Origin of the sequence: Yoonia rosea, assembly GCF_900156505.1 — a bacterium.
GTDB lineage: Bacteria > Pseudomonadota > Alphaproteobacteria > Rhodobacterales > Rhodobacteraceae > Yoonia > Yoonia rosea.
Map to the genome: position 1 here is coordinate 2,159,762 of NZ_FTPR01000001.1, position 25,378 is coordinate 2,185,139.

Here is a 25,378-nt window from a genome sequence, read left to right on the forward strand (position 1 = left end):
CCTGCGGGTTAAATCTGTTGCGAAGGGCTTAGCGGATTACGCGCAGAGGGGGAAGAGGGCGTTACGCAGCGGTGAGGTCCCGGATCAGGTCCGGGACTGCGGATCGCTGCGACGTTGATGTGCCGCAGCCCACTTTGACACCAGCCATGCAGGGATCAGGATCACGCCCCAGCCAGCCGCGTTGATCAGCGTCAGCCGCAATGCCAGATCGCGCGGCATGTCCGAGGTCCACATCGCGATGTGGCCGCCAATGATGAAGGTCAGAAGGATGATGAGCCAGAGCCGTTGCATCGACTTGATATAGCGTTGTGGTCGCCGGGGAAAACCCCGGCGCACGGCCTACAACTCGCGCCCTGCCAAATCCTCAACCAGTTCGAAGTGTTCGAAGACCAGCATCATTTCAGGGTCAAACCCGCCGTTGCGTTTGAAATACGCCTTGTGATCCTTGCGCCAGCCCAGAAGGCTGTCATTCTCGCCCTCGGCCAGCGCCATCTCTTCGGTCACGTCGCAATAGCGGATTTCTTCTACCTTGGTGGTGCGGATGACCAATGCGGGCGTGCCGTCCCAATTCGCCGCGATATCGCAACGGCCGACGACGGGCATCGCCTCGGGTTCGCCGTCGAAATCGGCCAGCGCGCCGCAGGTGGCGGTCTTTTTGCCTTGGCGGACAAGGGCGATCAGGTGTTGGCAGAGTTGCGCGCTATCGCCGAATTTGAACGTCCCTGCGCCGGGGTATGTGTCTTGGAGGTCTTCGGTGTCGTTGGTCATGGGGGTGGCTTTCTCGCGTGGGTTTCACCCACCCTACAGGGATTTGGCGCGGAACGTTAGGGCAGGACCCAAAGCGGGCAAGAGTTTGTCAGGTAGGGTGGGTGAAACCCACAAAAGGCAAAACACATGCCGTGCCGGAACGTGGATTTCATGGTCAACCGGCTTGGAGATGATCGCGCGGACCTTTTCAGGTTCAAACGGGCGAAGCCCCAGGGGCGCGGCAACCAAATGCAACCGAAGGGCAACGCACGGACCTCGGGGTGGGCGCTGCGACGGTTCGATTTGGCGGAGCATTGAGTCGATCGGTCCGGCTGGTGATGTTTGCAGCGTTGCAAAAGCGCCCTCCCCATGGGGGAGGTCCGGGCGCTGCCCGGCGAGCCGGGCGGAAACTTCGTCAACACGCGAGGCTAAGTCGGAGTCAATGGCCATTTCAGATTAAGTTTCACACCAAAATGCCCTTCGGATTCTTCATCAATCCATCCACCTACAATCTTTGCGCGTGCAGCGGCTATAGGCAGGCTAGGATCAAGAGCCTTCAGCTCATCTCGGTATTTCGTTGCATCGGTTTTTGGCAGATAACCCACCAATAGACCATTTATCCTTACTTCAACTGCGTTAGCGTCATACGGGTTAACATCATCAGGCACTAAGACCGCAATGCACTCATACTTGGCAGAGCGTTCTGACTTGCCTCCTACAATGTTGCTGATAGCATTCTGATAGCTTGCCTCACCAACAACTTTCTGTTGGAAGCCCCTAGTATGAGCGAGTGTGAAAGAAGCAGTGAATTCCTTCTTCTTCCGACCAAGAAGTCTTCCAAGTAAACTCACCTACTCAACCCACCATGCAGCGTCGGCACATCCAGCGCGCTGAAGCCGTAGTGCCGCAACCACCGCAGATCGCTGTCAAAGAACGCCCGCAGATCGGGGATGCCGTATTTTAGCATCGCGATCCGGTCGATGCCCATGCCAAAAGCAAAGCCTTGCCATTCCGCAGGGTCGATCCCGCCTGCTTGCAGCACCTTGGGGTGCACCATGCCGGAACCGAGGATTTCCAGCCAGTCGTCGCCCTCGCCCACTTTGAGCGTGCCGCCTTCCCATGAACAGCGGATGTCGACCTCGGCCGATGGTTCTGTGAAAGGAAAGTGCGACGCGCGGAAGCGGATGTCGACGTGGTCAACCTCGAAGTAGCTTTTCACGAACTCTTCCAGTACCCATTTCAGGTTCGCCATGCTGATATCTTTGTCAATCGCGAGCCCCTCGACCTGATGGAACATCGGCGTGTGGGTCTGGTCATAATCGGCGCGGTACACACGACCGGGGCAGATGATGCGGGTCGGTGCGCCTGTCGCCTCCATCGAGCGGATTTGCACCGGTGATGTATGCGTGCGCAACACATGCGGCGGGCGGTCATCGCCTTCGGCACGGTGGGTATAGAACGTGTCCATCTCAGCCCGCGCAGGGTGGTGGTCGGGGATGTTCAGGGCGTCAAAGTTGTACCAGTCGCTTTCGATCTGCGGGCCTTCGGCCACACGGAACCCCATGTCGGCAAAGATCGCGGTCACCTCTTCGGTCACCTGGCTGATGGGGTGAATTGACCCTTGCCGCGCATCACGTGCAGGCAGCGTCACATCCAGCCATTCGTCGCGCAAACGCGCATCAAGGGCGGCATCAGCCAGCGCCATTTTCTTGGCCGCCAGTGCGGAATTGATCTCATCCTTCAGCGCATTCAGCGCAGGGCCTGCGGTCTGGCGTTCCTCGGGCGTCATCTTGCCCAATTCCCGCATCTGCAAACTGATCTCGCCCTTTTTGCCGACGGCCTGCACGCGCAGGTCTTCGATGGCGGCCTCATCGGCGGCACCGGCAATCAAGCCAAGGTATTTTTGTTTCAGATCGTCCATGCCGCACCTCTTGCAATCGTCCCAGCGGAGTTAGCGAAATGGTGCCATGGTTGCAAGAAGCGTTCAGCCTTGGCGCGGCAAGCGTGGCGGCCGCGCCGGAGTCTAGACCAACTGGTCAGACACAGGGCAATCTGGGACAAAACTGTAAATGGTGCGCAAGGTGGGGCCTTTTGCTGGAGAGAGCAGCCTGTAAACGTCAGCGATTGCCTCTGCCGTTGTTACCGTTACCGCCTTTGCCGTTGCCGTTATTGCCGTTGCCGTTATTACCGTTGCCGTTGCCGTTGCCGTTATTGCCGTTGCCATTGCCGTTGCCGTTGCCGTTATTGCCGTTGCCATTGCCGTTGCCGTTGCCGTTATTGCCGTTGCCATTGCCGCTATTGCCATTGCCACTGCCGTTATTGCCACTGCCGTTGCCGTTATTGCCGTTGCCACTGCCGTTGCCGCCGTCGCCATTGCCGCCGTTGCCACTGCCGTTGCCGCCGTCGCCATTGCCGCCGTCGCCATTGCCGTTGCCGCCATTGCCGTTACCGTTGCCGCCATTGCCGTTGCCGTTCCCAGCATCATCCATAGGAGGCGGTTGTATATCCCCCATGGCCTCTGCCATGTCCATTGCAAAGGCTCTGGCCCCGTTCAACGTGGCTTGTGATGCGCCAACCCCCAGAATAACGGCAAGAGAAGTAACAACGGCAAAATCGACAGTGACAGCGCCATTGTCATCTTGTTGGAATTTCTTGAAAAACGCGCGGGGACCTGTCGGTTGTTGGGTTTTGCCGCAGCGCCGCAGCAGATTGGCGTTACCAAACATATCGAACATATCACTGGTCCTTCTCAACTCGCACTAGATACAAAAACGGGACGGCACCCGCCTTTTCATTGGTCTGCTGATCGCGTGAGGATATGTTCCAATTAAGACAGAATATTGAAAATTTACTTCAAATTGTGACCCGGCACACAAAGGGACTATCTGATCCGTACAGCGACTGAAAAAACTCCCGATGCGCGGTGCCTAAGCTCCTCTTAACTTTGCTGTCGTAAGACGCGTGCATGTTTATGCAGACCGCAGCCCCCGTTATTGCCGCGAAGAGCCTTTATACGGCGGCAGGTACTCACGCGCCGCCGCGTGCGCTACGGCTGGGTTCGCTTCTCGGGGCGATGAGCTATGCACTTGATATGACGGAAGGCCAGCCGCCAGGGCATTGCATTCGCTGTTGCTGGATCGGGACACGCATTGGCAAAGCCTTGGAGATAACCGGGCAAGCCTATGAGGACCTCTATTTCACCCTTTTGCTGAAAGATCTTGGCTGCAGCAGCAATGCGGCACGAATTTGTGAACTCTACATTGCAGATGACATCACCTTCAAACGTGATTTCAAGATGATCGACGGGAGTCTCTCGGCCGCATTGCGGTTTGTCTTCACCAAAACCGGGCTGGGCGCCGGGCTCAGTGAAAGGTTGCGCGCGACCGTCAATATCTTGCGCAACGGGGGCGACATTAGCCGCGAACTGATTGAAACCCGTTGCAACCGTGGCGCAGATATTGCGGCAAAGATGCGGTTTTCGAAGGCTGTCCAGGAGGGCATCAGATCGCTTGATGAGCACTGGGGCGGCGGCGGCAAACCACTCGGGCTGTCTGGCGATGATATACCGCGTATTTCAAACATCGCCCTGATGGCGCAGGTCGTCGACATTTTTCATTCAGCGCAGGGCCCAGAGGCCGCAATGGCAGAAATCGAAGGACGCGCCGGCGACTGGTTTGATCCGGCTCTGGTGGCAGCGCTTAAAACGGCCAGCGCAACGCCTGACTTTTGGACGCGCCTGAACGATCCAGATTTGGCAGAACTTGTTTTCTCACTCGACCCAAGCGAAACGGCCCTTGATGTCGACGAGGACTATCTTGACGATATCGCCTCGGCCTTTTCCGATGTCGTCGATGCAAAATCGCCCTTTACGGCCGACCACTCCAACCGTGTCACCCTCTATACCGACATGATCGCCGAGGAACTCGGGCTTTCGGCGGATCACCGGCGCTGGCTGCGGCGCGCGGCGCTCTTGCATGATCTTGGCAAACTGGCGGTGAGCAATCAGATTCTCGACAAACCGGGACGACCGGATGCCACCGAATGGGCAACCATCCGGACGCATCCGAAATATAGTCAGACAATCCTCGAACGGGTCGAGGCCTTTTGCGATATTGCACCCGTTGCCGGGGCGCACCATGAACGTGTGGATGGGAAAGGATATCCTGCGGGACTGGGTGGCAAAGACCTTTGCCTAGAAGCCCGCATACTCGCCGTTGCGGATGTTTTTGATGCACTCACTGCGGACAGGCCCTACCGGGCGGCAATGCCGATCGCGAAAGCGCTGGAAATCATGGCCGCAGATGTTGAAGCCGCCTTTGACCCCGTCTGCTTTGCTGCACTGCAAGGTGGGCTTGCTAAGCTGGCAAGCCCCGATGAGATTTGAAGATCTCTGGCGTCCAGCCTGCGCATCGCAGACCGTCCGGTTCGCGCCGCAAACAGATAACTGGGCGGCCAGAAATTGAGCAGCCTTCGCGCCTGCGTTACTGCAAACTCATTCACATGATCTGCCGAACTATCTGACGAAAAAGGCCGCCCAGTTTCCTGAGCGGCCTTTGTTTTCCGGTCGGGTGCGGGGCTTAAGCAGCCAGCGCATCCTTGGCTTTTCCAACAACAGCGGCAAATGCCTCAGGCTCGTTCACGGCGAGATCAGCAAGAACCTTACGGTCCACTTCGATGCCAGCCAGTGTCAGGCCGTTGATGAACTTGGAATAGTTCAGTGTCTCGTCAACCGAGCGCACACCTGCGTTGATCCGCTGGATCCACAAAGCGCGGAAGTTGCGCTTGCGGTTGTGACGGTCACGGGTTGCATACTGGTTGGCTTTGTCGACCGCTTGTGCCGCGACCTTGAAGGTCTTGGAGCGGCGATCATAATAACCTTTGGCAGCGTCGAGTACTTTTTTGTGACGACGGTGCGTGACGGTTCCACCTTTAACGCGCATATCTCAATTCCCTCTAATTAACGTGCGTAAGGCATCATCGGCTTGATGATACCCTCGTCTTGCTTGCTCAGTGTGGTTGTCCCACGAGCGTTACGGAGGAATTTGTTCGTGCGCTTGATCATGCCGTGACGTTTGCCAGCCTGGCCCGCCACAACACGGCCAGAAGCCGTCACTTTGAACCGCTTTTTGCAGCTCGATTTCGTTTTCATCTTCGGCATTTCCGTCTCCTTCAAAGGTTCGGTCTAATCGCGCGACTCGGCATGCCATCTTGGCCGGACGCGCGGGCTCAGGCGCGGCTGATACGACAGGGGTGGGGGTATTGCAAGAGGTGTTTCGCGTTTTACCCTGCTATGAAAGGCAAAGCGGGCTTCAGGAGCCGATCACTGTCGCCACGACACGGAGGATCACATCATCGACCGTATCAAGCGCATAGGCCCCGGGGTTTTCCTGCGCCGCATAAGCCATGCTTCCCGCCCCTATCACCAGCAAAGCAAGCGCATTCTTGGGCCAGCGCCAATCGGAATAAGCGCTGACAGCTGACGGGATTGCAAAGGCGACCATCGTCAAACCGATCACAAAAATAAGATCATAATCCATGGCGCCCTACCGATGCTGCTTTGCGATGTTACTCTTGTTCTACTGCGTAAATCAAACGCTCTGCACAAGGGGCAACCCGCAAGATATTTGTAGACCCCGGCGTATTGAAAGGCACACCTGCGGTAACGACGACCATGTCGTCCTCACCCGCAAGGTTCTGGGCCTTTGCGGCACGGACTGCGGCAATGACAGCATCCTTAAAGCGGTCCACTTGACCGGAAAGCACACAATTCGTGCCCCATGACAGGCAGAGCCGCCGCGCGGTCGTGATGTGATTGGTCAAGGCAATGATCGGCACACGCGGGCGTTCGCGCGATACCAACAGAGCGGTCGTGCCGGATTGCGAGAAACAGCAGATCGCTTTGACATCCGTTGTTTCGGCAATCTCTCGGGCGGCGGACACGATTCCGTCTGCGACGGTCTTGCCGTCGGATTTGCGCGACGCCTCGATAATTTCGGTATAGGTCGGGTCGGCTTCGACCTCGGCTGCGACATTGCTCATCGTGGTGACGGCCTCAATCGGGAAAGAGCCTGCGGCGGATTCGGCCGACAACATGATCGCGTCAGCCCCCTCATAGATCGCCGTGGCCACATCCGACACCTCGGCACGTGTCGGCATCGGACTGTCGATCATGGACTCGAGCATCTGTGTTGCCACGATGACGGGCTTCGCCGCGGCACGGCATTTGCGCACCAGCTGTTTCTGGATCGGCGGGACGTTCTGCACCGGCAATTCAACACCCAGATCACCACGCGCGACCATGATGCCGTCAGACACGGCAAGGATGCTGTCAAAGACCTTGACCGCGTTCGGCTTTTCGATTTTTGACAGGATCGCGGCACGGCCTTTGGCAAGCGCGCGCGCCTCTTCCACGTCTGCAGGGCGCTGAACGAACGAAAGCGCCAACCAGTCAACACCCAGATCGCAAACGAATTCCAGATCCTTGCGGTCTTTTTCCGACAATGCGGCCAGCGGCAGGATCACGTCAGGGACGTTCACGCCTTTGCGGTTGGAAATCGTGCCGCCCACGATGACTTCGCAATTGGCAAAGGTCGCGCCACAGTCTTTGACCCGCAGTTTGATTTTGCCGTCGTTAACTAAAAGATGCGCACCTGGTTCAAGCGCGTCAAAAATTTCTTTGTGCGGCAGCTTTACGCGGTGCACGTCGCCCTCGGCATCATCCAGATCAAGACGGAAGTCCGCACCCGGCACCAGCTCTTCTTCACCATTGGCAAAGACGCCGACCCGCAGTTTCGGCCCCTGCAAATCTGCCAGAATGGCAATCGGGCTATCGAGGTCTTTTTCCACCTGCCGGATAATCGCATGGCGCGCTTTGATTTCGGCATGATCCCCGTGCGACATGTTCAGCCGGAACACATCGGCACCGGCCTCGTGCAGGGCGCGGATCATCTCGTAATCATTGGAAGCAGGGCCAAGTGTTGCGACGATTTTCACATTACGGTGGCGTCTCATAGTCATTCCTTCGTGCATCGCTACCGTTAGCGGTAACAGATTGAGTTGCGCCCTTATTGCGCAATTCCATTCCTGCTTCAACTAGCCTAAATCCTGTGTCAAAGGAATGACACCGCTATGACACATGACCCTTACAAAATCATTGGTGAAAACCGCAGCGGACGCTGGCTGATTGCCTGTGATCACGCCACAAATATCGTGCCGGATTGGGTGCACGGCGGCGATCTGGGCCTGCCTGAGGCGGATATGCAGCGCCATATCGCCTATGATATCGGCGCGGCAGGTGTCACACGCAAATTGGCCGAAGCGCTGGACAGTCCTGCGATCCTGTCACGGTTTTCACGGCTGGTGTGCGACCCCAACAGGGGTGAGGATGACCCCACGATCATGATGCGCCTTTATGATGGCACGATTATTCCGGGCAACCGCAACGCCGATGACGCCGAAAAAGAAGAACGCTTGCAGCGGCTCTACCGGCCTTATCATGCCGCCTATGCGGACTTGGCCAACAAGATGGATAATCCGGTGATCTGTGCCGTACATAGTTTCACGCCGCGCTTGCAAGGGCGGCATCCGCGCCCTTGGGAGATTGGCGTGCTTTATGCCGATGACGCACGGCTTGCCACGCCATTCATGGCGGCCTGTCGCGCGGCAGGGTGGTGTACAGGTGACAACCAACCCTATGCAGGCCACCTGCCAGGTGACGCCGTAGACAGGCATGCCTTACAGCATGGCCGCCCGAATGTGTTGATTGAGTTACGTCAGGACTTGATCGCGGATGAAGCAGGACAAACCCATTGGGCAAACCGGCTGGCCCCTATATTAACAGACGTACTGGCCCAATCAGGCCTTTGAGAGGACAAGACCATGGACGACCAGACCCGTATCGAGATCGAAGCTGCTGCCTTTCGCAGGTTGCAAAAGCACCTGATGGAAGACCGCACCGACGCGCAAAACATCGACATGATGAACCTTGCAGGATTCTGCCGGAATTGCTTGGCACGCTGGTATCAGGAAGCCGCGAACGAGCGCGGTATTCCGATGACCAAGGACGAAGGTCGTGAGGCGTTTTACGGAATGACCATGGCCGAATGGAAAGCGAACTATCAGACTGAGGCAAGCCCTGCGGCCAAAGAGGCCTTCAAGGACAGCCACGGATAAGGAACAGCCATGCTTGAACGGCTCACAGCGTTTTTCGGCAATCCCGCAGGCTATCACACGCCCCTGCCTGAAGCGGACGCGCAACATGCGATGGGCGCGCTACTGGTCCGGGCGGCCAAAGCCGACCATACCTATCTTGTCGAAGAAATCGCGATGATCGACAAAATCTTGGCGCAGCGTCACGGCATCAACCCTGTTGCCGCCGCCAAAATGCGCGCCGAGTGCGAACTTTTGGAACGTAAAATTCCCCAGACGACAGATATTGCCGCAATCCTCGAGACTGCGATCGGCACCGCGGAAAAAGAAGCGACGCTGTTGGCGCTTTGGCAGGTCGTCTTTGCTGATGGGATCATGCACGTAGAGGAAGACGAGGTGCTGCACCAGATCGAAGCCGTGTTCGGTGTGGGGCCCGAGCGCGCGAAAGAGTTGCAGCTGCAGGCGGAGCCCAGTTAGCATATCATTTAGCAAAAGATGCAAAGCCGGCGCAGAGTGAACGTGCGACAGCACGCAGCGCCGGACCTTGCCTTACAGAGCGGGCAGCCCCCCCTATTTCCTGTGCCATGTGCCAACAGGAATGAAAGCCGCAGCCCCCCAATTCGACCCGTGCAACCCTGACGCGCGCACTGATCTAACTTTGCACCTTTTTTCGGCTTCTTTTCGCCCAAATGGTTCTCTAGTCCGGCTACAAAGCTCGCAAAAAATCGACATTGTGTTGGTTTTTAAACGGCTTCCGTAACCTAAAGAGGTAAGAAAACATGCAGAACGCATCAAGTTCCCATTGGCTCACACTCAAGAAGTGGCTTATTGCGAGTTCCTTTCTTTGCGTAGCGGCACCCCTCGCCGCTGAACCCGTTACCCTCACCGCAATCAACGGCTCGACGACGGTGTCTGGTGAACTTCTCGATTTTACCGGTGACACCTATATCATCGACTCCACCCTCGGCCCTTTGCGCGTTCAGGCAAGCTCTGTTGAGTGCAGTGGCCCTGGCTGCCCGGGCGCCGAACTGAGTGCCGACTCAATTGTGGCGTGGGATGTGTCCTTGTGGGGCCAGCGACGGGCCTTTACCGAGCACATCGAAAGGATTGCGGAACTCGTTGACCAAAAAACCGACGGGCGGTTCACTCTGAACCTGTCCTATGGTGGTCTTGCCCCTGCGCGCGAAAACCTTGAGGGCATTCAGGCCGGTACGTTCGAGATGGCGCAGTTCTGTGCGGGCTATCACCCTGAAAAAACCCCGACTGTCACCGTGCTGGAATTGCCGTTTCTTGGCGTCTCGACGCTTGAGCAAGAAGTTGCAGTATCGTTTGCCGTTTATGAGCACCCCGCCACAGTAGCGGATATGGCGCGCTGGAATGCCACTATTCTGATGCCATCACCGCAACCGCAAAACAACATCCTTGGCGTTGGGTTCCCGCCAACGTCGTTGGCGTCTTTCAACGGAATGCAAATTCGCGCCGCCGGTGGCGTGGGCCAGGCGGTCGAAGCATTGGGCGCAGTTGCATCTGTCATTCCGGCACCACAGGTCGCAGAAGCCTTGCGTGATGGCACCGTTTCAGCCGTGGCATTTGCCCCCCATGCCCATATGGCATTCGGCACACTTGATAGTGGCACGTGGTGGACAACCAACCTGAACCCCGGCACCACAAACTGTCCGGTGGTCGTGAACACCTCTGCGCTTGAACGGTTGCCGTCAGCGCACCGTGTGGCGCTCTTGTCATCTGTGGGTGAGGCGATTGATTACTACGTGGATAACTATAATGGCGCGACAATGGACGCATGGGGCCCTGCCCTCGCGGAACGCGACATTGTCGAAATCACGATCAATGACGAGATCACAACGGCGATCAACCGTGAAGTTGCCGGACCTGCGGCTGCGCAATGGATTGCAGAACAATCCGCCGCAGGTTTTCCCGCACAAGAACTCTACGATCTTGTGAAAGAAGTGGTTGCCGCCACAAATTGATGCGTGACCGGTGGGATCAAAAAGACCGCCACAGCGCATAATGCAAAGATCAAGACCCGGCACCTAAGTGTCGGGTCTTTCTATCTTGCAGAGCACTCTTTCCCCGTCGTGAAAAGCAATGCGCCCTTCAGACAGCGGCCTTCCGGCTTTCTTCCAGATAAATCTCGCGCAACCGGGTCGCCACAGGCCCCGGCGTTCCTGCGCCAACCGCGACACCATCCACCTCGACCACCGGCATCACAAAGGTGCTGGCGGATGTGATAAACGCCTCATCCGCGTCTTGGGCTTCGGCAATCGTAAAGCTGCGTTCCTCGACCTTCATCTGTGCCTCACGTGCAAAGCGGAGCACAGCAGCGCGCGTGATCCCATGCAGGATTTCATTGCCCAGATGCCGCGTGATGATCGTGTTGTTTTTGATAATATAGGCGTTGTTCGACGTACCTTCGGTCACGGCCCCATCCTCGACCATCCACGCATCATCGACACCGGCAGCCTTGGCCATCATCTTGCCCATCGACGGGAACAGCAGTTGCACGGTTTTGATGTCGCGGCGCGCCCAGCGCTGGTCTTCGATCGAGATGACCTTGATACCTTTTTTCGCGGCAGGGCTATTGGCAAGCCCGGGTTTGTTCTGGGTAAACAGCACCACAGTGGGTTTTGTCGTCTCGGGGTCAGGGAAGACAAAATCGCGGTCTTCAGGGGCGCCGCGGGTGATCTGCAGATAGATCATACCCTCTTCAATGCCGTTCAGGCGCACCAACTCGCGGTGGACCTCCAAGAGATCCGGCAGAACGTCAGGGTGCGGCATATGCAGCTCGTTCAGTGACCGTTCCAACCGCTTGGCATGGCCTGCGAAATCGATCAGCTTGCCGTCCAGCACAGAGGTGACTTCATACACCCCATCCGCCATCAGAAATCCGCGATCAAAGATCGAGACTTTTGCTTCGTTTTCCGGCAGATACGCGCCGTTGACATAGACTGTCCGCATGGTCATCCCCAAAGTGCTGTGGCGGGCGGGTGCACGCCCAGGTGATCGAATTGCAAAGGTTCATCACGGTCTTCGGCCAATAACAGCGGCCCGTCAAGGTCGGTGAATGCCACACCCTGTGCAAGGATCGTGGCCGGTGCCATCGCAAGTGACGATCCGACCATGCAGCCAACCATCACACCGTAACCCTCGGCCTGTGCCTGCCGTTTCAGCGCCAGCGCCTCGGTCAGGCCTCCGGTTTTGTCCAGCTTGATGTTTATCATGTCATATTTGCCGCGCAACGCGGGCAGGCTGCCACGGTCATGACAGCTTTCATCGGCGCAAACAGGCAAGGGGCGTGCGATTTCAGCCAACATATCATCCGCATCTGCAGGCAACGGTTGTTCCACCATTTTCACACCAAGGCGGATCAGATGCGGCGCGAGATCGGCATAGACCTCCGCCGTCCAACCCTCATTAGCGTCCACGATAATATCCGCATCCGGCGCCCCACGGCGCACCGCTTCAAGGCGTGCCATATCGTCGGGCGTACCAAGCTTGATCTTGAGCAAGGGGCGGGACGCATGTTTGACGGCTTGCCGTTGCATCGCCTCGGGCGTGTCGAGCGAGAGCGTAAAGGCAGTAATTTCTGGGGTTGGTGCGGGCAGACCCAACAGGTCCCAGACACGTTTGCCTGCACGCTTGGCCGCATGATCCCAGAACGCGCAATCAAGCGCGTTGCGCGCGGCCCCCGCTGGCAAGGCGTCGGGCAAATCGGGCCACGCACCCGTGAAACCCGCAATCTGCGCGCTCACACTCTCCAGCGTTTCGCCGTAGCGCGCATAAGGAACGCATTCACCCATGCCGCGCGCGCCATCACCTTCAACGGTAACAGTCAGGACCTGTGCCTCGGTCCGTGACCCGCGACTGATCGTAAAGACCTCGGCCAGTTGGAACACATCGCGCGTCACGCTGACTTTCATGATACCCTCATCATCTTGCCAAAAATACTCCCGCCGGAGGCATCAAAGTTCTGCCAGCGCGTCCACCAAACGCGCAGCCCCCTGACGGTATGTATCCACGGTCGGCAGACCCATGCGTTTTTCCACTTCGGCCATATAGGCAATAGCCTCGTCCTCGGACAGGTGCTGCGTGTTGACCGACACGCCCACAATCTGACAGGCGGGGTTTGCCACGCGCGCGATGGGCAGCGCGGTGTCACGCAGGGTTTCAAGGCTGGGCAATGCGTAATCCGGTAACCCGCGCATGTGGGTGCGGGTGGGCTCATGGGCAAGCACCAAGGCATCCGGCTGGCCGCCATGGATCAGGGCCATTGTGACGCCCGAGTAGGACACATGGAACAGGCTGCCCTGCCCTTCGATATGATCCCAATGGTCAGGGTCATTGTCAGGGGTCAGATATTCAACCGCGCCCGCCATGAAATCCGCAATCACCGCATCCAGCGGCACACCACCGCCGGTAATCAGGATGCCCGTCTGGCCTGTGGGACGGAAGGTGGATTTCATGCCGCGCTTTTGCATCTCGGCATCCATCGCAAGGCCGGTGTACATCTTGCCGACCGAACAATCGGTGCCGATCGCAAGGCAGCGCTTGCCGGTCCGCTTTTTACCATTCGCAATCGGATAGGCGACGGACGGAATACGCACATCAAAAAGCGTCCTGCCACTCACGCGGGCAGCGGCCATCAACTCGTCCTCATCCCGCAACAGATTGTGCAGGCCTGACGCAATATCAAACCCCATGCGCAGGGCGGTCACCAAAACCTCTTTCCACGCCTTGGAGATATAGCCACCACGGTTAGCCACACCGATCACCAAAGTTTTGACACCAGCCGCTTGGGCCTCTTCCAAGGTCATATCGGGAATCCCGAGGTCGGCACCACATCCCGGCATCCGGAATTGGCCAAGGGCGTTCTCAGGACGCCAGTCCTTGATCCCTTGGGCCACTTTCGCGGCCAGTTGATCTGGGGCATCGCCGAGGAACAAAAGATAGGGGGTCTGGATCATGGAAAGGCTCCGGATATCATGTGTTTCGTGTTGTGTGGAAGATATCGCGCATCACAGCGCAATTGCATCGCTGAATGGCACGCTTGTAACGGAAATCCCGGCAATTTCTTGCGTCAAATATACTTTTCTTCGAAGAAATTACGGAGCAGTTCCGTAAGGTGGATAGGATATCCACCGCCCCAACAAAAAAGCCCGGGCGCGAACGCCCGGGCCGTGAAAAGCTAATGGGAGGATATCAGCCTTTTGAGAAGTCAGGATAGGCTTCCATGCCCAGTTCAGACATGTCCAAACCGTTGATCTCGGCCTCTTCGGTGACACGGATACCCATGACGCCTTTGAGGATGATCCAAACGACCAGAGCAATCACGAAGGTGAAGACACCGTAAGCGATGATACCTGTGATCTGCGCACCCCAGTTACCTGTGTAGAAGGCAACAGCCAGTGTACCCCAGATACCTGCGAAGAGGTGGACAGGGATCGCGCCGACAACGTCATCAATCTTGAACTTGTCGAGCAGTGGCACTGTGAAGACCACGATCACACCACCAACGGCACCCGTCAGAAGCGAACCGAAGAGCGATGGCGCCAGAGGCTCGGCTGTGATGGAGACCAGACCGGCCAATGCGCCGTTCAGAACCATTGTCAGGTCGACCTTCTTGTACAGGATCTGTGTCAGGATCAGTGCAGTCACCGCACCGGCAGAAGCTGCCATGTTGGTGTTCGCAAAGATGCGGCCAACGTCTGTGATGTCGCCAACAGTACCCGCAGCCAGCTGCGAACCACCGTTAAAGCCGAACCAACCCAGCCACAGGATGAAGGTACCCAGTGTCGCAAGAGCGAGGTTCGAACCAGGCATTGGCACGGTTTTGCCGTCCTTGTACTTGCCCAGACGTGGGCCAAGGATCAGCGCACCAGCCAGAGCAGCCCAGCCGCCAACGGAGTGTACGATTGTGGAACCAGCGAAGTCGGAGAAGCCCAGTTCGGACAACCAGCCGCCGCCCCACTGCCAAGACCCCGAAATAGGGTACATCAGGCCAGTCAGGATCACGACGAAGATCAGGAACGGCCACAGCTTGATACGCTCGGCCAATGCGCCGGAAACGATCGACGCAGTCGCCGCAACGAACATCAACTGGAAGAAGAAGTCGGATGCTACGGATGCGTAATCCAGTGCTGCGTCAGACGCGGAAAGGCCGACAGGCTCAAGCACTGTTGGTACAAAGTTCAGTGCGAAGTAGCCGTTGAAATCACCCGGATACATCAGGTTGAAGCCCACCAGCCAGTACATGATGGCTGCGATGGAAAAGAGTGCGATGTTCTTTGTCAGCTGCATCGCCACGTTCTTGGACCGCACCAAACCTGCCTCAAGCATGGCAAAGCCCGCTGCCATCCAGAACACAAGGAAGCCGCCCACAAGGAACAGCAATGTGGTCATGAGATACGGGCCGATTTCGTCAAAGCTCGGCGCGGCATCCTGCGCCAGCGCGAAAGTCGGAAGCAGCGTCAAGGCCGCGCCAACTGAAAGATATTTCGTCAGTTTCATAGTTTTGTCCCTCGTTCCGCGATCAAAGCGCGTCATCATTGGTCTCGCCGGTCCGCACGCGCAGCGCACTTTCAACGTCGAGTACGAAGATCTTGCCGTCGCCGATCTTCTCGGTCTTGGCGGTGGTTGCGATGGTAGACACGACCTGCTCGGCCATGCTGTCCTGCACGACGATCTCGAGCTTGACCTTTGGCACGAAGTTCACCGCGTATTCCGCACCGCGGTAGATCTCAGTGTGACCGGATTGTGAGCCGAAGCCCTTGATTTCAGACACCATCATGCCGCGCACGCCAACGGTGGTCAGCGCCTCGCGGACCTCCTCCAGCTTGAACGGTTTGATTGTTGCAATGATGAGTTTCACGTTCTTCCCCTTGCAAATACTACTGCAGGCCCAATTTCGGCAGCGCCCGCTTGCACGAAGACAAAGAGCCCGCCATCACCTCCGCGACAAGATTTTGCGCACTGCTGAACAGGGGGTTAATGTATCACTTTGCACATTTTTTGCACAAATTGACCACTTCGCCTAATTTTTAGGCGGCATAAAAAGGCGCATATGCCGACTCATCCGCGCTCTACATTCTCAAGCAGGCAGGCTATAGTGCGCAAAAATCAGACCCCAAGCAGTCAATCGAGCGGATCATGAGCGGAAACGGCAAAAAGCGGCCCCCATTGGTGGCCGACAAACGCTACACAGCAAAACCGGCGGCCAAGAAGGCCGCAGGGCCGAGCAAGAAGCCGGCAAAACCGGCGGCACGACGCAAAGTAGCCCCCAAAAGGGCCAAGCCGCGCGGCGTGATCGGCTGGATCCTCGCGGCGTTTCGCTGGATGACCCGCCTGATATGGGCCCTCTCATGGCGGGTGGGTCTTGTGACGGGTCTGATTATCGGGGGCTTTTCGCTTTATTTCGCGTCGCAACTGCCGGATGCTTCCGAGTTGATCGACGGACGCACGCGCGGATCTGTCACGATGACCGATTTGTCAGGCAGTGTTTTCGCGTGGCGCGGCGACCAGTTTGGCGGGATGGTGACGGCAGAAACCGTCTCACCCCATCTTCACAACGCAGTCGTCGCGACAGAAGACAAACGCTTCTACCGTCACTTCGGGATTTCTCCGCGTGGCATCGCCTCGGCGGTGCGCATCAACCTGCGCGAGGGGCGTGGGCCGCTGTCCGGTAACGGCGGTTCCACAATTACGCAGCAGACCGCCAAGCTGTTGTGCCTCGGCGTGCCATTTGATCCAAACGTCTGGGAGAGCGAGCGCGCCTATGAGGCTGACTGCCGCCAGTCATCGCTTTGGCGCAAGGCCCGCGAGGCGGTGTTCTCGGTCGGGATGGAAATCAAATATACCAAGGAAGAAATCCTCACGATCTATCTGAACCGCGCCTATCTGGGTGCGGGCAGCCGCGGGTTTGAGGCCGCAGCCCAGCGTTATTTCGGCATTTCAGCCGCCGAGGTGAACCCCGCACAGGCCGCGATGCTGGCCGGATTGCTGACCGCCCCTTCGGCCAATGCCCCCACGCGCAACCTGCAACGCGCCCAAGATCGCGCATCCGTCGTGATTGGCTTGATGGAAGAGCAGGCGTATCTGACACCGGAACAGGTCCGCGATGCCCGCCTGAACCCTGCAACCCTTTCTGATGCGGCACGCGCCAGCTCTGGCGGGTTCTTTGCCGACTGGGTGATGGATAGCGGCCCCGAGTTCTTTACCCGCAACACAACAGAGGATGTGATTATCCGCACCACGCTTGACCAGCGTATTCAAAACGCCGCTGAAGAGGCGCTTTTGCAAGTGTTTGAAAACGATGTGAAAGAAGGGTCCGAAGCGCAGGCGGCGATTGTCGTGATGTCCGCCGATGGCGCCGTGCGCGCCATGGTAGGCGGCCGCAACATAAGTGCAACAGGCGCATTCAACCGCGCCACACAGGCGCTGCGGCAGACCGGATCGGCGTTCAAGCCGTTTATCTACGCTGCCGCCCTCGATCTGGGCATGTCACCTTATGACATGGTCGACGATGCACCCACCTGCTGGCAACGCACCGGATCACCCAATTGGTGCCCGGAAAACTATGACCGCGAATTCGTGGGACCGATCAGCTTGGTTGATGCCTTGGCCACCAGCCGCAATATCCCCGCAATCGTTGTCTCCGAAGAGGTCGGGCGCGGCTTGGTCAGCAGCGTAGCGAACGGCTTTGGCGTGCAGGGTGATCTTGCCGCCGGTCCTGCGCTGGCGCTGGGTGTATCGGAAAGCACTTTGCTGGATATGACCGGTGCGTTTGCCGGCATTTTGAACGGGGGATCAGCCGTCACTCCCTACGGACTGACAGACCTGCGGCTGATGGGCGATGACACACCGCTGATGGATGCCTCAAGTGTCGGCATCGGCGAACGCATCATCCGCCAAGAGGCCGCGCGTCAGCTGACATGGATGATGACCAAGGTTGTCGAGCAAGGCACCGGAACACGTGCGCGCATCGACGGCTGGCAGATCGCGGGCAAGACCGGCACGACCCAGGGATCACGTGATGCATGGTTTATCGGCTTCACTGGCGATTATGTTACCGGCGTCTGGATGGGTTACGATGATAACCGGCGTCTGACCGGTGTAACGGGGGGCGGTCTGCCGGCAACAATCTGGCGCGAAACGATGCAGCGCGTTCTCAGCGACCAACAACCCACGCCCCTGCCGATGAGCATCCCGGAACGCCCCTTTGCAACAGGTGTCCTTGAAAGCCAGGGCGGCGAAGCACCGGCGCAGGATATCCTCAACCTGCTCGACAGTATTCTGACGGGCACGAACTAGCGGTCAGGGGCGTCACACCGGTCATAGCGGAAGGCATAGCCGCTCCAGATCATGTAGAGTCCGGTGCCTTGCGCATCGGGCATCAGCATCGCGCGCTCGGTCCATGCCTCGGCCTCGCCAGAGCACTGCATCTCGTAGATCGTGGCGTTCATATCCTCGACCTCGACAGGGTTGATCATGTGACACTCGACCTCGACCCCGTAGAAGATGTCTTCTTCGATCTTAAGCGACCCACCATCCACACCGACAAGCGCACATTCCGCGTTCGCCGTCTGTTTATAGACGCCGTCATAGGGGTTGGCCCAAAGGGCGACAGGCAAAAACGCCAGTCCAAACAATAGATTCGCAAATGGTATTCGCATAAGGGTTACACCTTTGCGCAATTCCGCCTGCTGTTTCAATCTTTGATCGTGCCCAAAGGGCAACAAGACGCACCCCCCAGTGCAGAAAGGCGACACTTCGGTTTCGCCCAGAACAGCCCAGAGTGATGATTGCGCCCCGCCGGTTTGCCCGCTAGCGTGCGCGCAAATGACAGGAGAACGACCATGAGTGTAATCGAATCCAAACTTGCCGAATTGGGCGTGACACTGCCTGATGCCCCCGCCCCCGCTGCCAATTATGTTCCCTATGTTGTCGCAGGCGACATCGTCTATGTCTCGGGCCAGATTTCGGCCAACGCCGATGGGATGATCAAAGGCAAACTTGGCGCCGATATGGAGGCCGAGGCCGGCGCTGATGCGGCCAAGACCTGCGTGATCAGCCTTCTGGCACAACTCAAGGCCGCCTGTGGCGGCGATATCGACCGGTTGGTCCGTGTTGTGAAGCTGACAGGTTTCGTGAATTCGACCGCGGATTTCGGCGACCAACCCAAAGTGATCAACGGCGCGTCCGACTTTTTGGTCGCCGCCCTAGGCGACAAGGGCCGCCATGCGCGATCAGCGGTCAGTGCAGCAAGCCTGCCCTTTGGTGTCGCTGTTGAAATCGAAGCGATCTTCCAGATCAAATGACACTTCCTGCGTCTTTCTTTGCCCGCCCCATCACCCACCGCGCCTTGCATGACCGCAAGGCAGGGCGGGTCGAGAATAGCGTCAAATCCATTCAGGCCGCTCTTGATGCCGGATACGGGATCGAGATGGATGTGCAGCTGACCAGCGACGGTCATGCAATGGTGTTCCATGACGATACCCTGGATAGATTGACAGCAGAATCGGGGCCAGTGCGTGATCGCACGCGTGCTGCGTTAGAGGAAATCCCGCTCACAGATGACGGCGGCACCATTCCATCGCTGGAGGCCGTGCTGGACCTGGTGGGTGGAAAAGTGCCGCTGCTGATCGAGATCAAGGATCAGGATGGCGCAATGGGTGCAAACGTGGGACCGCTGGAAAAGGCAGTCTGTGCCGCCCTTGCTAATTATACCGGCGATGTGGCGCTGATGTCTTTCAACCCGCATTCTGTAGCAGCTTGCGCGCAATATGCGCCCCACATCCCACGCGGCATCACGACCTCCAGCTATGAGGCGGTCTTCTGGCCCGAGGTTCCCGCCGAAACCCGGGATGTCCTGCGCGAAATCCCCGACTACGACCGCGTCGGTGCATGCTTTATCAGCCATGAGTCCACCGATCTTGACCGCCCGCGCGTGGCCGACCTCAAGGCACAAGGCGCGCATATCTTCACGTGGACAATCCGCTCTCCCGAGGCTGAAGCAAAGGCGCGGCGGATCGTGGATAATGTGACATTCGAGGGTTACTTGGCTTGACGCCGCACCCGATGCACACAAGTTGCACAGTATGAGCGACGCACCCATCGAGATTACCGCCCACCCGACCATCAACGCGATTGACGCGACCGAATGGGATGCCTGCGCATGCCCCGAGGCCGCAGATGGCCGCCCCGATGATCCGTTTACAACACATCGTTTTCTCAAGGCGCTGGAAGATAGCGGATCGGTCGGCACAGGCACGGGGTGGCAGCCGCGGTATCTGACGGCGAAACAAGGGGATATGATGATCGCGGTCGCCCCGCTTTATGCCAAGGGGCATTCACAGGGCGAGTATATCTTCGATCACAACTGGGCCCATGCCTATGAAAATGCGGGCGGGCGCTATTACCCCAAACTGCAAATCGCCGTGCCGTTCACCCCTGCCACAGGGCGGCGCTTTCTGACCAAGCCGGGGTTTGAAGCCGCAGGCATGTCCGCACTGATCCAAGGGGCGGTCCAGATTGCGGCCGACAACAAACTATCCTCGCTCCATGCCACATTTTGCACTGAGGCAGAGGCCATTGCTGGTGCGGAAATGGGCCTGCTGGCGCGCATTGGACAACAGTTTCACTGGGTAAACGATGGCTACGCCGATTTCGACGCCTTCCTTGGCTCGCTGTCCAGCCGCAAGCGCAAGAACATGCGTAAGGAACGCAAAACAGCCAATGATTTTGGCGGTGAGATCGTCGCGCTGACGGGCGACCAGATCAAGCCCGAACATTGGGATGCATTCTGGGTGTTCTATCAAGACACCGGCAACCGCAAATGGGGCACGCCTTATCTGACGCGGGCATTCTTCGATTACGCGCAGGAAACGCTCCGCGATGATATGCTGATGGTGTTGGCCATGCGCGACGGGCGGCCTGTGGCAGGGGCGCTGAACTTTATCGGGCGCGATACGCTTTTCGGGCGGTACTGGGGCTGCATCGAGCACCACGATTGCCTGCATTTCGAAGTCTGCTACTACCGCGCCATCGACTATGCCATCCAACACGGACTGGGCAAGGTTGAGGCAGGCGCGCAGGGCGAACATAAGCTCGCGCGCGGGTATCTGCCTGTTGCCACCCATTCGCTGCACTGGTTCGGCGACGCAGGGTTCAAAGACGCTGTCGCCCGCTATCTTGAGGCCGAGCGTGAAGCGATTGATCACGAAATCGAGGTGCTGACCAGCTATGGCCCGTTCCGCAGATCGAATATGGAGGACCACCAATGACCGACAAACTGACCGCTGCCGAGCACAAAGAACATATCTCGCCGTTGCTTGAAAACGGATGGACGCTGGCCGAGGGCGGTGAGGCGATCCATAAGGAATTCGTCTTTGCCAACTTTGTCGAGGCGTTCGGCTTCATGACACGCGCCGCGATCTGGGCAGAGAAGCTGAACCACCACCCCGAGTGGTTCAACGTCTACAAAACCGTGAAGGTGACCTTGACGACACATGACGCAGATGGCCTAAGCGCGCTCGACGCCAAACTGGGCGCGAAAATGGACCAACTCGCCGGAGGCTAATGTGGAGCAACTACTCAATACCGTGATCTGGAACGGCAATACGATCGGTGATCTGCTGACGATCCAGTTTCTGGCATCCGCCGTCGGCAGTGTGCTGGCCGTTGTCGCGATCCTGTTCGTGGGCTTTCTGCTGGGCGGCTGGGTGCGCAAGCGCCTAATCGGGCTGGGGCAGTCTTACGCGCATTTGGATATGACGCTGTTCAACTTTTTGGGCAACGTGGCGCGCTATATTGTTATCGGCTTTGCGTTCCTCTTCGTGCTCAACACATTCGGGGTGCAGACGACATCGGTCGTCGCTGTCATCGGTGCCGCCGGTCTTGCGATTGGTCTGGCTTTGCAGGGTACGCTGTCGAATGTCGCGGCTGGCGTGATGATCGTGTTTTTCCGCCCGATCAAGATCGGTGACTTCGTCGAGGTGAATGGGCAGATGGGGACCGTCAAGGAAATCACGCTGAACTATACCGAACTGGCGGCGATCAGTAACGTGCAGATCATTATCCCCAACTCGCAGGTTTGGGGCAATACGATCGTAAACTATTCAAGCTATGATACCCGCCGCGCGGAATGGACGTTTGGTGTCGCCTATGGGGCCAACCTGAAGCTGGCCGAAGACACGATCCGCGAAACGATCATGTCCGACCCACGGTCAAAGACCGACCCTGCGCCGTTTATTCAGGTGAATAATCTGGGCGATTTCTCGGTCGATTTTCTGGTGCGCGTTTGGTGCGACAGTGGCGATTATTTTGCCTATCAGGCCGATATGAAGCGCAAAGTAAAAGAGGCGCTGGATGCAGGCGGTATTGAGATTCCGTTCCCGACACGGACTGTGATGCAGGTGCAGGGCTAAGCGCCCCGCAAATGAAAAGGCCCGGCAATTTGCCGGGCCTTTTGTGTATCAACCAATTTGCGCGAGAAGCGTTTCACCGGCCGAGACTTCGCAGACGCCTGGGCCTTCTTCTTCGTTCAGAATTGTCACTACACCATTGTCGACAAGCATCGCGTAGCGCTTGGAACGGTCGACGAAACCGACCGGCCCCGCGCTAAAGTTCATGCCAATCGCCTTTGTGAACGCGCTTTCGGCATCGGCCAGCATGGTAATACCGGTTTCAAGCGCACGGGTGCTGTCGCCCCAAGCCTTCATCACGAAGGGGTCGTTCACTGAAACGCAGATAATTTCGTCCACGCCTTTTTCCATGAACGCGTCATAGGTCACCATGAAGCTTGGCACGTGGGCAGTTGTACAGGTCCCCGTATATGCGCCCGGCAACCCAAAGATCACAACTTTGCGCCCGTTTACTTTATCAGAAAGCTGAACTTCCTGAGGGCCTTCATCGCCCATCACCAGCAATGTCGCATCTGGCAGCGTATCACCCGTCTTGATTGTCATCAGTATCGCCCTTGTTCTGATTTGTTTCTTCCTTCGGTTCTCATATAGAGTGCAAAAAGCCAACAGCCAGTCACATAAAGAGGTGAACCCCCATGACGCACGTTGTTATCGTCGGAGCAGGACAGGCAGGTGCATCACTGGCTGCGAAACTGCGCACCGTTGGGTTTGAGGGGGACATCACTCTGATCGGTGCGGAAAAAGTACCTCCCTACCAGCGCCCGCCGCTGTCCAAAGCCTATTTGCTCGGCGAAATGGCCGAAGAACGGCTCTATTTGCGGCCTGCGGCCTTTTATGACGAGCACAGGATCAACTTGCGTCTCGATACCCGCGTGACGGAGATAGATCGCGCGGCGAAAACGATCCGGCTCAGCGACGATACACATCTGTCCTACGATGAGCTTGCCCTGACCACGGGTGCCCATCCGCGCACCCTGCCCGCATCCATTGGCGGCATGCTGGACGGCGTTTTTGCCGTGCGCGATCTGAGCGATGCAGATGCGATGTCCCCTGCGTTCACCGCAGGTAAGCGGGTGCTGATCATCGGCGGTGGGTATATCGGGCTTGAAGCGGCGGCGGTGGCGTCGAAATTGGGGCTACAGGTAACGCTGGTGGAAATGGCAGACCGGATCTTGCAGCGGGTCGCGGCCCCGGCAACGTCCGACTATTTTCGCGCTCTGCACCAAAGCCACGGGGTTGATATTCGCGAGGGCGTGGGGCTTGAGCGATTGTTGGGCGATGATCATGTGACCGGTGCAGTACTGACCGATGGCACAACGCTGGAGATTGATTTTGCGGTCGTTGGCGTCGGGATTAACCCTGCGAGTATTCTGGCCGAAAGTGCGGGAATTGACGTGGGCAATGGCATCACGACTGACATTCACGGGCGCACGTCCGCCCCGCATATCTGGGCCGCTGGCGATTGCGCATCTTGCCTGTTTCATGGCCAGACCATCCGGCTTGAAAGCGTGGGCAATGCGATTGATCAGGCCGAAGCAGTTGCCGTGAATATCGCAGGCGGCGATGCGCCTTACGTGCCCAAGCCATGGTTCTGGTCGGATCAATATGATTGCAAACTGCAAATCGCGGGGCTGAACATAGGGTATTCAGATGTTTATGTCCGCATGGGCGACGCGCCCGGCGTGCAATCAAACTGGTATTACAACGGCAACACCCTGCTGGCCGTCGATGCGATGAACGATCCGCGCAACTATATGATTGGCAAGCGTTTGATCGAAGCGGGACGGAGCCCCGATCCGGCACTGATCACTGATCCCGCAACCGACATGAAAGCCTTGCTGAAACCGTGAGGATCATCGGCGGCACCCATCGGGGCACGGGCTTGGCCGCTGTCGGCCAAGGCGACGCAGCCGCGCATTTGCGCCCCACCACGGACCGCGTGCGCGAAAGCCTGTTCAACGTGCTGCAAGGCGGGCGTTTCGGTGATCCGATCAACGGCGCGCATGTGCTCGATCTTTTTGCAGGCACCGGCGCGCTGGGGCTTGAGGCGCTGTCACGTGGGGCGGCGCATGTCACATTTGTCGATAACGGGCGGGTGGCGCAGAAACTGATCCGCGAGAATATCACCAAGCTACGCCGGCAGGATGATACGACCGTACTGGGCACCGATACCGCGAAACTGCCGCAGGGCACGCCTTGCACATTGGTGTTTCTTGATCCGCCCTATGATCAAAACCTTGGCGGCAAGGCGCTGGCCGCCGCGAAAGCCGCAGGGTGGCTTGCCCCTGACGCCCTGGTCGTCTGGGAAGAAAGCCGCGCCCAGATCGCGCCACCGGGTTTCACCGGTCTGGATCAAAGACGCTATGGCGATACGTGGATCACTTTTCTGCACCATGACGCCTGAGCTTGTGATCTTTGACTGTGACGGGGTGCTGGTGGACACCGAGACCGTGACCAATCAGATCATTGCAAATTTTCTGGCGCGATACGGTCTGAGATTGCCGGTGGATGAGATCAACACGCTTTTTGCCGGTGGTACGATGGCATTGGTCGGGGTTGAGGCCACCAAGCGCGGGGCGACACTGCCTGAGGGTTGGTTGGATGATATTTACGGTCTGGTCTTTGATGCGCTACGTAAGGGTGTTGACATCATTGACGGGGTCGAAGACCTGATTGCCCGCGTGACCGCGCAAGGGATCGCTGTTGCGATTGCGTCCAACGGGCCGCTGCAAAAGATGGAGATCACGCTGCGCCCTTCGGGTCTGTGGCAGCCCTTTGAAGGACGCATCTATTCGGGCCACCAGCATGGACCAAAACCAAAGCCGGATATGCTGTTCAGGATCATGGCCGATGTCGGGGTCAGCCCTGCGCAAACCGTCATGATCGACGATATGCCGGCAGGTTGCCGCGCGGCACAGGCAGCGGGTGTGCGCTGTTTCGGGTATGTGGCGGACGGCGACCCGCACAGGCTGGCGGGGACAGGGGCCATCAATGTCGCGTCGATGCGTATGATTGGCGATTTGCTGGGATTGCCGGACTAGAGTCAG

Annotated in this window: 30 protein-coding genes; 14 read left to right on the top strand and 16 right to left on the bottom strand. The window is 57.9% G+C overall.

Annotation, left to right across the window (positions count from 1 at the left end):
- Positions 1–84 precede the first annotated feature (84 nt).
- The 5 genes from B0B09_RS10790 to B0B09_RS10810 all read right to left on the bottom strand — a co-directional run bounded on the left by B0B09_RS10790 (position 85) and on the right by B0B09_RS10810 (position 3,236).
- The gene (locus tag B0B09_RS10790) at positions 85–291 is read right to left on the bottom strand and encodes a hypothetical protein (protein WP_055686923.1); all 207 of its coding nucleotides are present in this window, start codon (positions 289–291) and stop codon (positions 85–87) included.
- Between the two features lie 48 nt (positions 292–339).
- A complete protein-coding gene (locus B0B09_RS10795; protein WP_076659583.1) occupies positions 340–768 on the bottom strand; it encodes an ASCH domain-containing protein in 429 nt (142 codons plus the stop codon).
- Between the two features lie 407 nt (positions 769–1,175).
- Positions 1,176–1,598: a hypothetical protein gene (locus B0B09_RS10800; protein WP_076659585.1), complete on the bottom strand. Its 423-nt coding sequence runs from the start codon at positions 1,596–1,598 to the stop codon at positions 1,176–1,178.
- Complete coding sequence (pheS, locus tag B0B09_RS10805; RefSeq protein ID WP_076659586.1) at positions 1,595–2,668, bottom strand: phenylalanine--tRNA ligase subunit alpha; 1,074 nt, start codon at positions 2,666–2,668, stop codon at positions 1,595–1,597. The genes B0B09_RS10800 and pheS overlap by 4 nt, the downstream gene beginning before the upstream one ends.
- Positions 2,669–2,864: 196 nt before the next feature.
- Positions 2,865–3,236, bottom strand: coding sequence for a hypothetical protein (locus tag B0B09_RS10810; RefSeq protein ID WP_207552145.1), 372 nt, complete (start codon positions 3,234–3,236; stop codon positions 2,865–2,867).
- A 476-nt stretch (positions 3,237–3,712) separates the two neighbouring features.
- Between B0B09_RS10810 and B0B09_RS10815 the strand changes: the two genes are divergently transcribed.
- Positions 3,713–5,131 carry an HD-GYP domain-containing protein gene (locus tag B0B09_RS10815; RefSeq protein ID WP_242654376.1) on the top strand — a complete coding sequence of 473 codons (1,419 nt, stop codon included), beginning with the start codon at positions 3,713–3,715 and terminating at the stop codon, positions 5,129–5,131.
- 193 nt (positions 5,132–5,324) lie between these two features.
- Here B0B09_RS10815 and rplT read toward each other — a convergent pair whose 3' ends face one another.
- The 4 genes from rplT to pyk form a co-directional block, all read right to left on the bottom strand.
- Positions 5,325–5,687: a 50S ribosomal protein L20 gene (gene rplT / locus B0B09_RS10820; RefSeq protein WP_055297200.1), complete on the bottom strand. Its 363-nt coding sequence runs from the start codon at positions 5,685–5,687 to the stop codon at positions 5,325–5,327.
- Positions 5,688–5,704: 17 nt separating this feature from the next.
- Entirely contained in the window at positions 5,705–5,905 is a 201-nt protein-coding gene (gene rpmI / locus B0B09_RS10825) for a 50S ribosomal protein L35 (RefSeq protein WP_055297198.1), read from the bottom strand.
- 151 nt (positions 5,906–6,056) lie between these two features.
- Positions 6,057–6,284, bottom strand: a complete 228-nt coding sequence (locus tag B0B09_RS10830; protein WP_055297196.1) for a hypothetical protein — start codon at positions 6,282–6,284, stop codon at positions 6,057–6,059.
- A 28-nt stretch (positions 6,285–6,312) separates the two neighbouring features.
- Positions 6,313–7,758 carry a pyruvate kinase gene (gene pyk / locus B0B09_RS10835; protein WP_055297194.1) on the bottom strand — a complete coding sequence of 482 codons (1,446 nt, stop codon included), beginning with the start codon at positions 7,756–7,758 and terminating at the stop codon, positions 6,313–6,315.
- A 117-nt stretch (positions 7,759–7,875) separates the two neighbouring features.
- Here pyk and B0B09_RS10840 point away from each other — a divergent pair, with 117 nt between their 5' ends.
- From B0B09_RS10840 to B0B09_RS10855, 4 genes are all read left to right on the top strand, one after another.
- On the top strand, positions 7,876–8,613 hold the full coding sequence (locus tag B0B09_RS10840; protein WP_076659588.1) for an N-formylglutamate amidohydrolase: 738 nt from the start codon (positions 7,876–7,878) through the stop codon (positions 8,611–8,613).
- A 12-nt stretch (positions 8,614–8,625) separates the two neighbouring features.
- The gene (locus tag B0B09_RS10845; RefSeq protein WP_055297190.1) at positions 8,626–8,919 is read left to right on the top strand and encodes a DUF1244 domain-containing protein; all 294 of its coding nucleotides are present in this window, start codon (positions 8,626–8,628) and stop codon (positions 8,917–8,919) included.
- Between the two features lie 9 nt (positions 8,920–8,928).
- Entirely contained in the window at positions 8,929–9,372 is a 444-nt protein-coding gene (locus B0B09_RS10850) for a tellurite resistance TerB family protein (protein WP_076659589.1), read from the top strand.
- A 302-nt stretch (positions 9,373–9,674) separates the two neighbouring features.
- Positions 9,675–10,883 (top strand): type 2 periplasmic-binding domain-containing protein, encoded by a 1,209-nt coding sequence (locus B0B09_RS10855; RefSeq protein WP_084190779.1) that lies wholly within the window; start codon positions 9,675–9,677, stop codon positions 10,881–10,883.
- Between the two features lie 127 nt (positions 10,884–11,010).
- On the opposite strand, the gene B0B09_RS10860 is transcribed toward B0B09_RS10855, so the two are convergent.
- From B0B09_RS10860 to B0B09_RS10880, 5 genes are all read right to left on the bottom strand, one after another.
- A complete protein-coding gene (locus B0B09_RS10860) occupies positions 11,011–11,877 on the bottom strand; it encodes a D-amino-acid transaminase (protein ID WP_076659591.1) in 867 nt (288 codons plus the stop codon).
- Positions 11,874–12,833 carry an N-acetyl-D-Glu racemase DgcA gene (dgcA, locus tag B0B09_RS10865; RefSeq protein ID WP_076659592.1) on the bottom strand — a complete coding sequence of 320 codons (960 nt, stop codon included), beginning with the start codon at positions 12,831–12,833 and terminating at the stop codon, positions 11,874–11,876. The genes B0B09_RS10860 and dgcA overlap by 4 nt, the downstream gene beginning before the upstream one ends.
- Before the next feature lie 42 nt (positions 12,834–12,875).
- Positions 12,876–13,877: an N-acetyltransferase DgcN gene (gene dgcN / locus B0B09_RS10870; protein WP_076659594.1), complete on the bottom strand. Its 1,002-nt coding sequence runs from the start codon at positions 13,875–13,877 to the stop codon at positions 12,876–12,878.
- A 235-nt stretch (positions 13,878–14,112) separates the two neighbouring features.
- Positions 14,113–15,420 carry an ammonium transporter AmtB gene (amtB, locus tag B0B09_RS10875; RefSeq protein ID WP_076659596.1) on the bottom strand — a complete coding sequence of 436 codons (1,308 nt, stop codon included), beginning with the start codon at positions 15,418–15,420 and terminating at the stop codon, positions 14,113–14,115.
- A 22-nt stretch (positions 15,421–15,442) separates the two neighbouring features.
- Positions 15,443–15,781 carry a P-II family nitrogen regulator gene (locus B0B09_RS10880; protein ID WP_055297178.1) on the bottom strand — a complete coding sequence of 113 codons (339 nt, stop codon included), beginning with the start codon at positions 15,779–15,781 and terminating at the stop codon, positions 15,443–15,445.
- A gap of 278 nt (positions 15,782–16,059) precedes the next feature.
- On the opposite strand from B0B09_RS10880, the gene B0B09_RS10885 reads away from it, so the two are divergent.
- Positions 16,060–18,219: a transglycosylase domain-containing protein gene (locus B0B09_RS10885; RefSeq protein ID WP_076659598.1), complete on the top strand. Its 2,160-nt coding sequence runs from the start codon at positions 16,060–16,062 to the stop codon at positions 18,217–18,219.
- Here B0B09_RS10885 and B0B09_RS10890 read toward each other — a convergent pair.
- Entirely contained in the window at positions 18,216–18,581 is a 366-nt protein-coding gene (locus B0B09_RS10890; protein ID WP_055297229.1) for a hypothetical protein, read from the bottom strand. The genes B0B09_RS10885 and B0B09_RS10890 overlap by 4 nt on opposite strands.
- Positions 18,582–18,764: 183 nt before the next feature.
- Here B0B09_RS10890 and B0B09_RS10895 point away from each other — a divergent pair, with 183 nt between their 5' ends.
- Genes B0B09_RS10895 through B0B09_RS10915 form a run of 5 tightly spaced genes read left to right on the top strand, consistent with a single transcriptional unit; the run spans position 18,765 to position 22,334 of the window.
- Complete coding sequence (locus B0B09_RS10895; RefSeq protein WP_076659599.1) at positions 18,765–19,226, top strand: RidA family protein; 462 nt, start codon at positions 18,765–18,767, stop codon at positions 19,224–19,226.
- Positions 19,223–19,975 (top strand): glycerophosphodiester phosphodiesterase family protein, encoded by a 753-nt coding sequence (locus B0B09_RS10900; protein WP_076659601.1) that lies wholly within the window; start codon positions 19,223–19,225, stop codon positions 19,973–19,975. Before B0B09_RS10895 ends, B0B09_RS10900 begins: the two co-directional genes overlap by 4 nt.
- 31 nt (positions 19,976–20,006) lie before the next feature.
- On the top strand, positions 20,007–21,191 hold the full coding sequence (locus B0B09_RS10905; protein WP_076659602.1) for a GNAT family N-acetyltransferase: 1,185 nt from the start codon (positions 20,007–20,009) through the stop codon (positions 21,189–21,191).
- A complete protein-coding gene (locus B0B09_RS10910) occupies positions 21,188–21,487 on the top strand; it encodes a 4a-hydroxytetrahydrobiopterin dehydratase (RefSeq protein WP_076659603.1) in 300 nt (99 codons plus the stop codon). Before B0B09_RS10905 ends, B0B09_RS10910 begins: the two co-directional genes overlap by 4 nt.
- 1 nt (position 21,488) lies before the next feature.
- Positions 21,489–22,334, top strand: coding sequence for a mechanosensitive ion channel family protein (locus tag B0B09_RS10915; RefSeq protein ID WP_076659605.1), 846 nt, complete (start codon positions 21,489–21,491; stop codon positions 22,332–22,334).
- A 48-nt stretch (positions 22,335–22,382) separates the two neighbouring features.
- Here the strand turns inward: B0B09_RS10915 and B0B09_RS10920 are convergent, their stop codons facing one another.
- Complete coding sequence (locus tag B0B09_RS10920) at positions 22,383–22,874, bottom strand: peroxiredoxin (protein WP_076659606.1); 492 nt, start codon at positions 22,872–22,874, stop codon at positions 22,383–22,385.
- Between the two features lie 92 nt (positions 22,875–22,966).
- On the opposite strand from B0B09_RS10920, the gene B0B09_RS10925 reads away from it, so the two are divergent.
- Genes B0B09_RS10925 through B0B09_RS10935 form a run of 3 tightly spaced genes read left to right on the top strand, consistent with a single transcriptional unit; the run spans position 22,967 to position 25,372 of the window.
- A complete protein-coding gene (locus tag B0B09_RS10925) occupies positions 22,967–24,181 on the top strand; it encodes an NAD(P)/FAD-dependent oxidoreductase (RefSeq protein WP_076659608.1) in 1,215 nt (404 codons plus the stop codon).
- A complete protein-coding gene (gene rsmD, locus B0B09_RS10930; protein ID WP_076659610.1) occupies positions 24,178–24,735 on the top strand; it encodes a 16S rRNA (guanine(966)-N(2))-methyltransferase RsmD in 558 nt (185 codons plus the stop codon). The genes B0B09_RS10925 and rsmD overlap by 4 nt, the downstream gene beginning before the upstream one ends.
- The gene (locus tag B0B09_RS10935; RefSeq protein WP_076659611.1) at positions 24,725–25,372 is read left to right on the top strand and encodes an HAD family hydrolase; all 648 of its coding nucleotides are present in this window, start codon (positions 24,725–24,727) and stop codon (positions 25,370–25,372) included. The genes rsmD and B0B09_RS10935 overlap by 11 nt, the downstream gene beginning before the upstream one ends.
- Positions 25,373–25,378 lie beyond the last annotated feature (6 nt).

Coding starts and splice junctions, on each gene's coding strand:
- B0B09_RS10790 (WP_055686923.1), bottom strand. CDS start 291: ATGCAACGGCTCTGGCTCATCATCCTTCTGACCTTCATCATTGGCGGC.
- B0B09_RS10795 (WP_076659583.1), bottom strand. CDS start 768: ATGACCAACGACACCGAAGACCTCCAAGACACATACCCCGGCGCAGGG.
- pheS (WP_076659586.1), bottom strand. CDS start 2,668: ATGGACGATCTGAAACAAAAATACCTTGGCTTGATTGCCGGTGCCGCC.
- B0B09_RS10810 (WP_207552145.1), bottom strand. CDS start 3,236: ATGGATGATGCTGGGAACGGCAACGGCAATGGCGGCAACGGTAACGGC.
- B0B09_RS10815 (WP_242654376.1), top strand. CDS start 3,713: ATGTTTATGCAGACCGCAGCCCCCGTTATTGCCGCGAAGAGCCTTTAT.
- rplT (WP_055297200.1), bottom strand. CDS start 5,687: ATGCGCGTTAAAGGTGGAACCGTCACGCACCGTCGTCACAAAAAAGTA.
- rpmI (WP_055297198.1), bottom strand. CDS start 5,905: ATGCCGAAGATGAAAACGAAATCGAGCTGCAAAAAGCGGTTCAAAGTG.
- B0B09_RS10830 (WP_055297196.1), bottom strand. CDS start 6,284: ATGGATTATGATCTTATTTTTGTGATCGGTTTGACGATGGTCGCCTTT.
- pyk (WP_055297194.1), bottom strand. CDS start 7,758: ATGAGACGCCACCGTAATGTGAAAATCGTCGCAACACTTGGCCCTGCT.
- B0B09_RS10840 (WP_076659588.1), top strand. CDS start 7,876: ATGACACATGACCCTTACAAAATCATTGGTGAAAACCGCAGCGGACGC.
- B0B09_RS10845 (WP_055297190.1), top strand. CDS start 8,626: ATGGACGACCAGACCCGTATCGAGATCGAAGCTGCTGCCTTTCGCAGG.
- B0B09_RS10850 (WP_076659589.1), top strand. CDS start 8,929: ATGCTTGAACGGCTCACAGCGTTTTTCGGCAATCCCGCAGGCTATCAC.
- B0B09_RS10855 (WP_084190779.1), top strand. CDS start 9,675: ATGCAGAACGCATCAAGTTCCCATTGGCTCACACTCAAGAAGTGGCTT.
- B0B09_RS10860 (WP_076659591.1), bottom strand. CDS start 11,877: ATGACCATGCGGACAGTCTATGTCAACGGCGCGTATCTGCCGGAAAAC.
- dgcA (WP_076659592.1), bottom strand. CDS start 12,833: ATGAAAGTCAGCGTGACGCGCGATGTGTTCCAACTGGCCGAGGTCTTT.
- dgcN (WP_076659594.1), bottom strand. CDS start 13,877: ATGATCCAGACCCCCTATCTTTTGTTCCTCGGCGATGCCCCAGATCAA.
- amtB (WP_076659596.1), bottom strand. CDS start 15,420: ATGAAACTGACGAAATATCTTTCAGTTGGCGCGGCCTTGACGCTGCTT.
- B0B09_RS10885 (WP_076659598.1), top strand. CDS start 16,060: ATGAGCGGAAACGGCAAAAAGCGGCCCCCATTGGTGGCCGACAAACGC.
- B0B09_RS10890 (WP_055297229.1), bottom strand. CDS start 18,581: ATGCGAATACCATTTGCGAATCTATTGTTTGGACTGGCGTTTTTGCCT.
- B0B09_RS10895 (WP_076659599.1), top strand. CDS start 18,765: ATGAGTGTAATCGAATCCAAACTTGCCGAATTGGGCGTGACACTGCCT.
- B0B09_RS10900 (WP_076659601.1), top strand. CDS start 19,223: ATGACACTTCCTGCGTCTTTCTTTGCCCGCCCCATCACCCACCGCGCC.
- B0B09_RS10905 (WP_076659602.1), top strand. CDS start 20,007: ATGAGCGACGCACCCATCGAGATTACCGCCCACCCGACCATCAACGCG.
- B0B09_RS10910 (WP_076659603.1), top strand. CDS start 21,188: ATGACCGACAAACTGACCGCTGCCGAGCACAAAGAACATATCTCGCCG.
- B0B09_RS10920 (WP_076659606.1), bottom strand. CDS start 22,874: ATGACAATCAAGACGGGTGATACGCTGCCAGATGCGACATTGCTGGTG.
- B0B09_RS10925 (WP_076659608.1), top strand. CDS start 22,967: ATGACGCACGTTGTTATCGTCGGAGCAGGACAGGCAGGTGCATCACTG.
- B0B09_RS10935 (WP_076659611.1), top strand. CDS start 24,725: ATGACGCCTGAGCTTGTGATCTTTGACTGTGACGGGGTGCTGGTGGAC.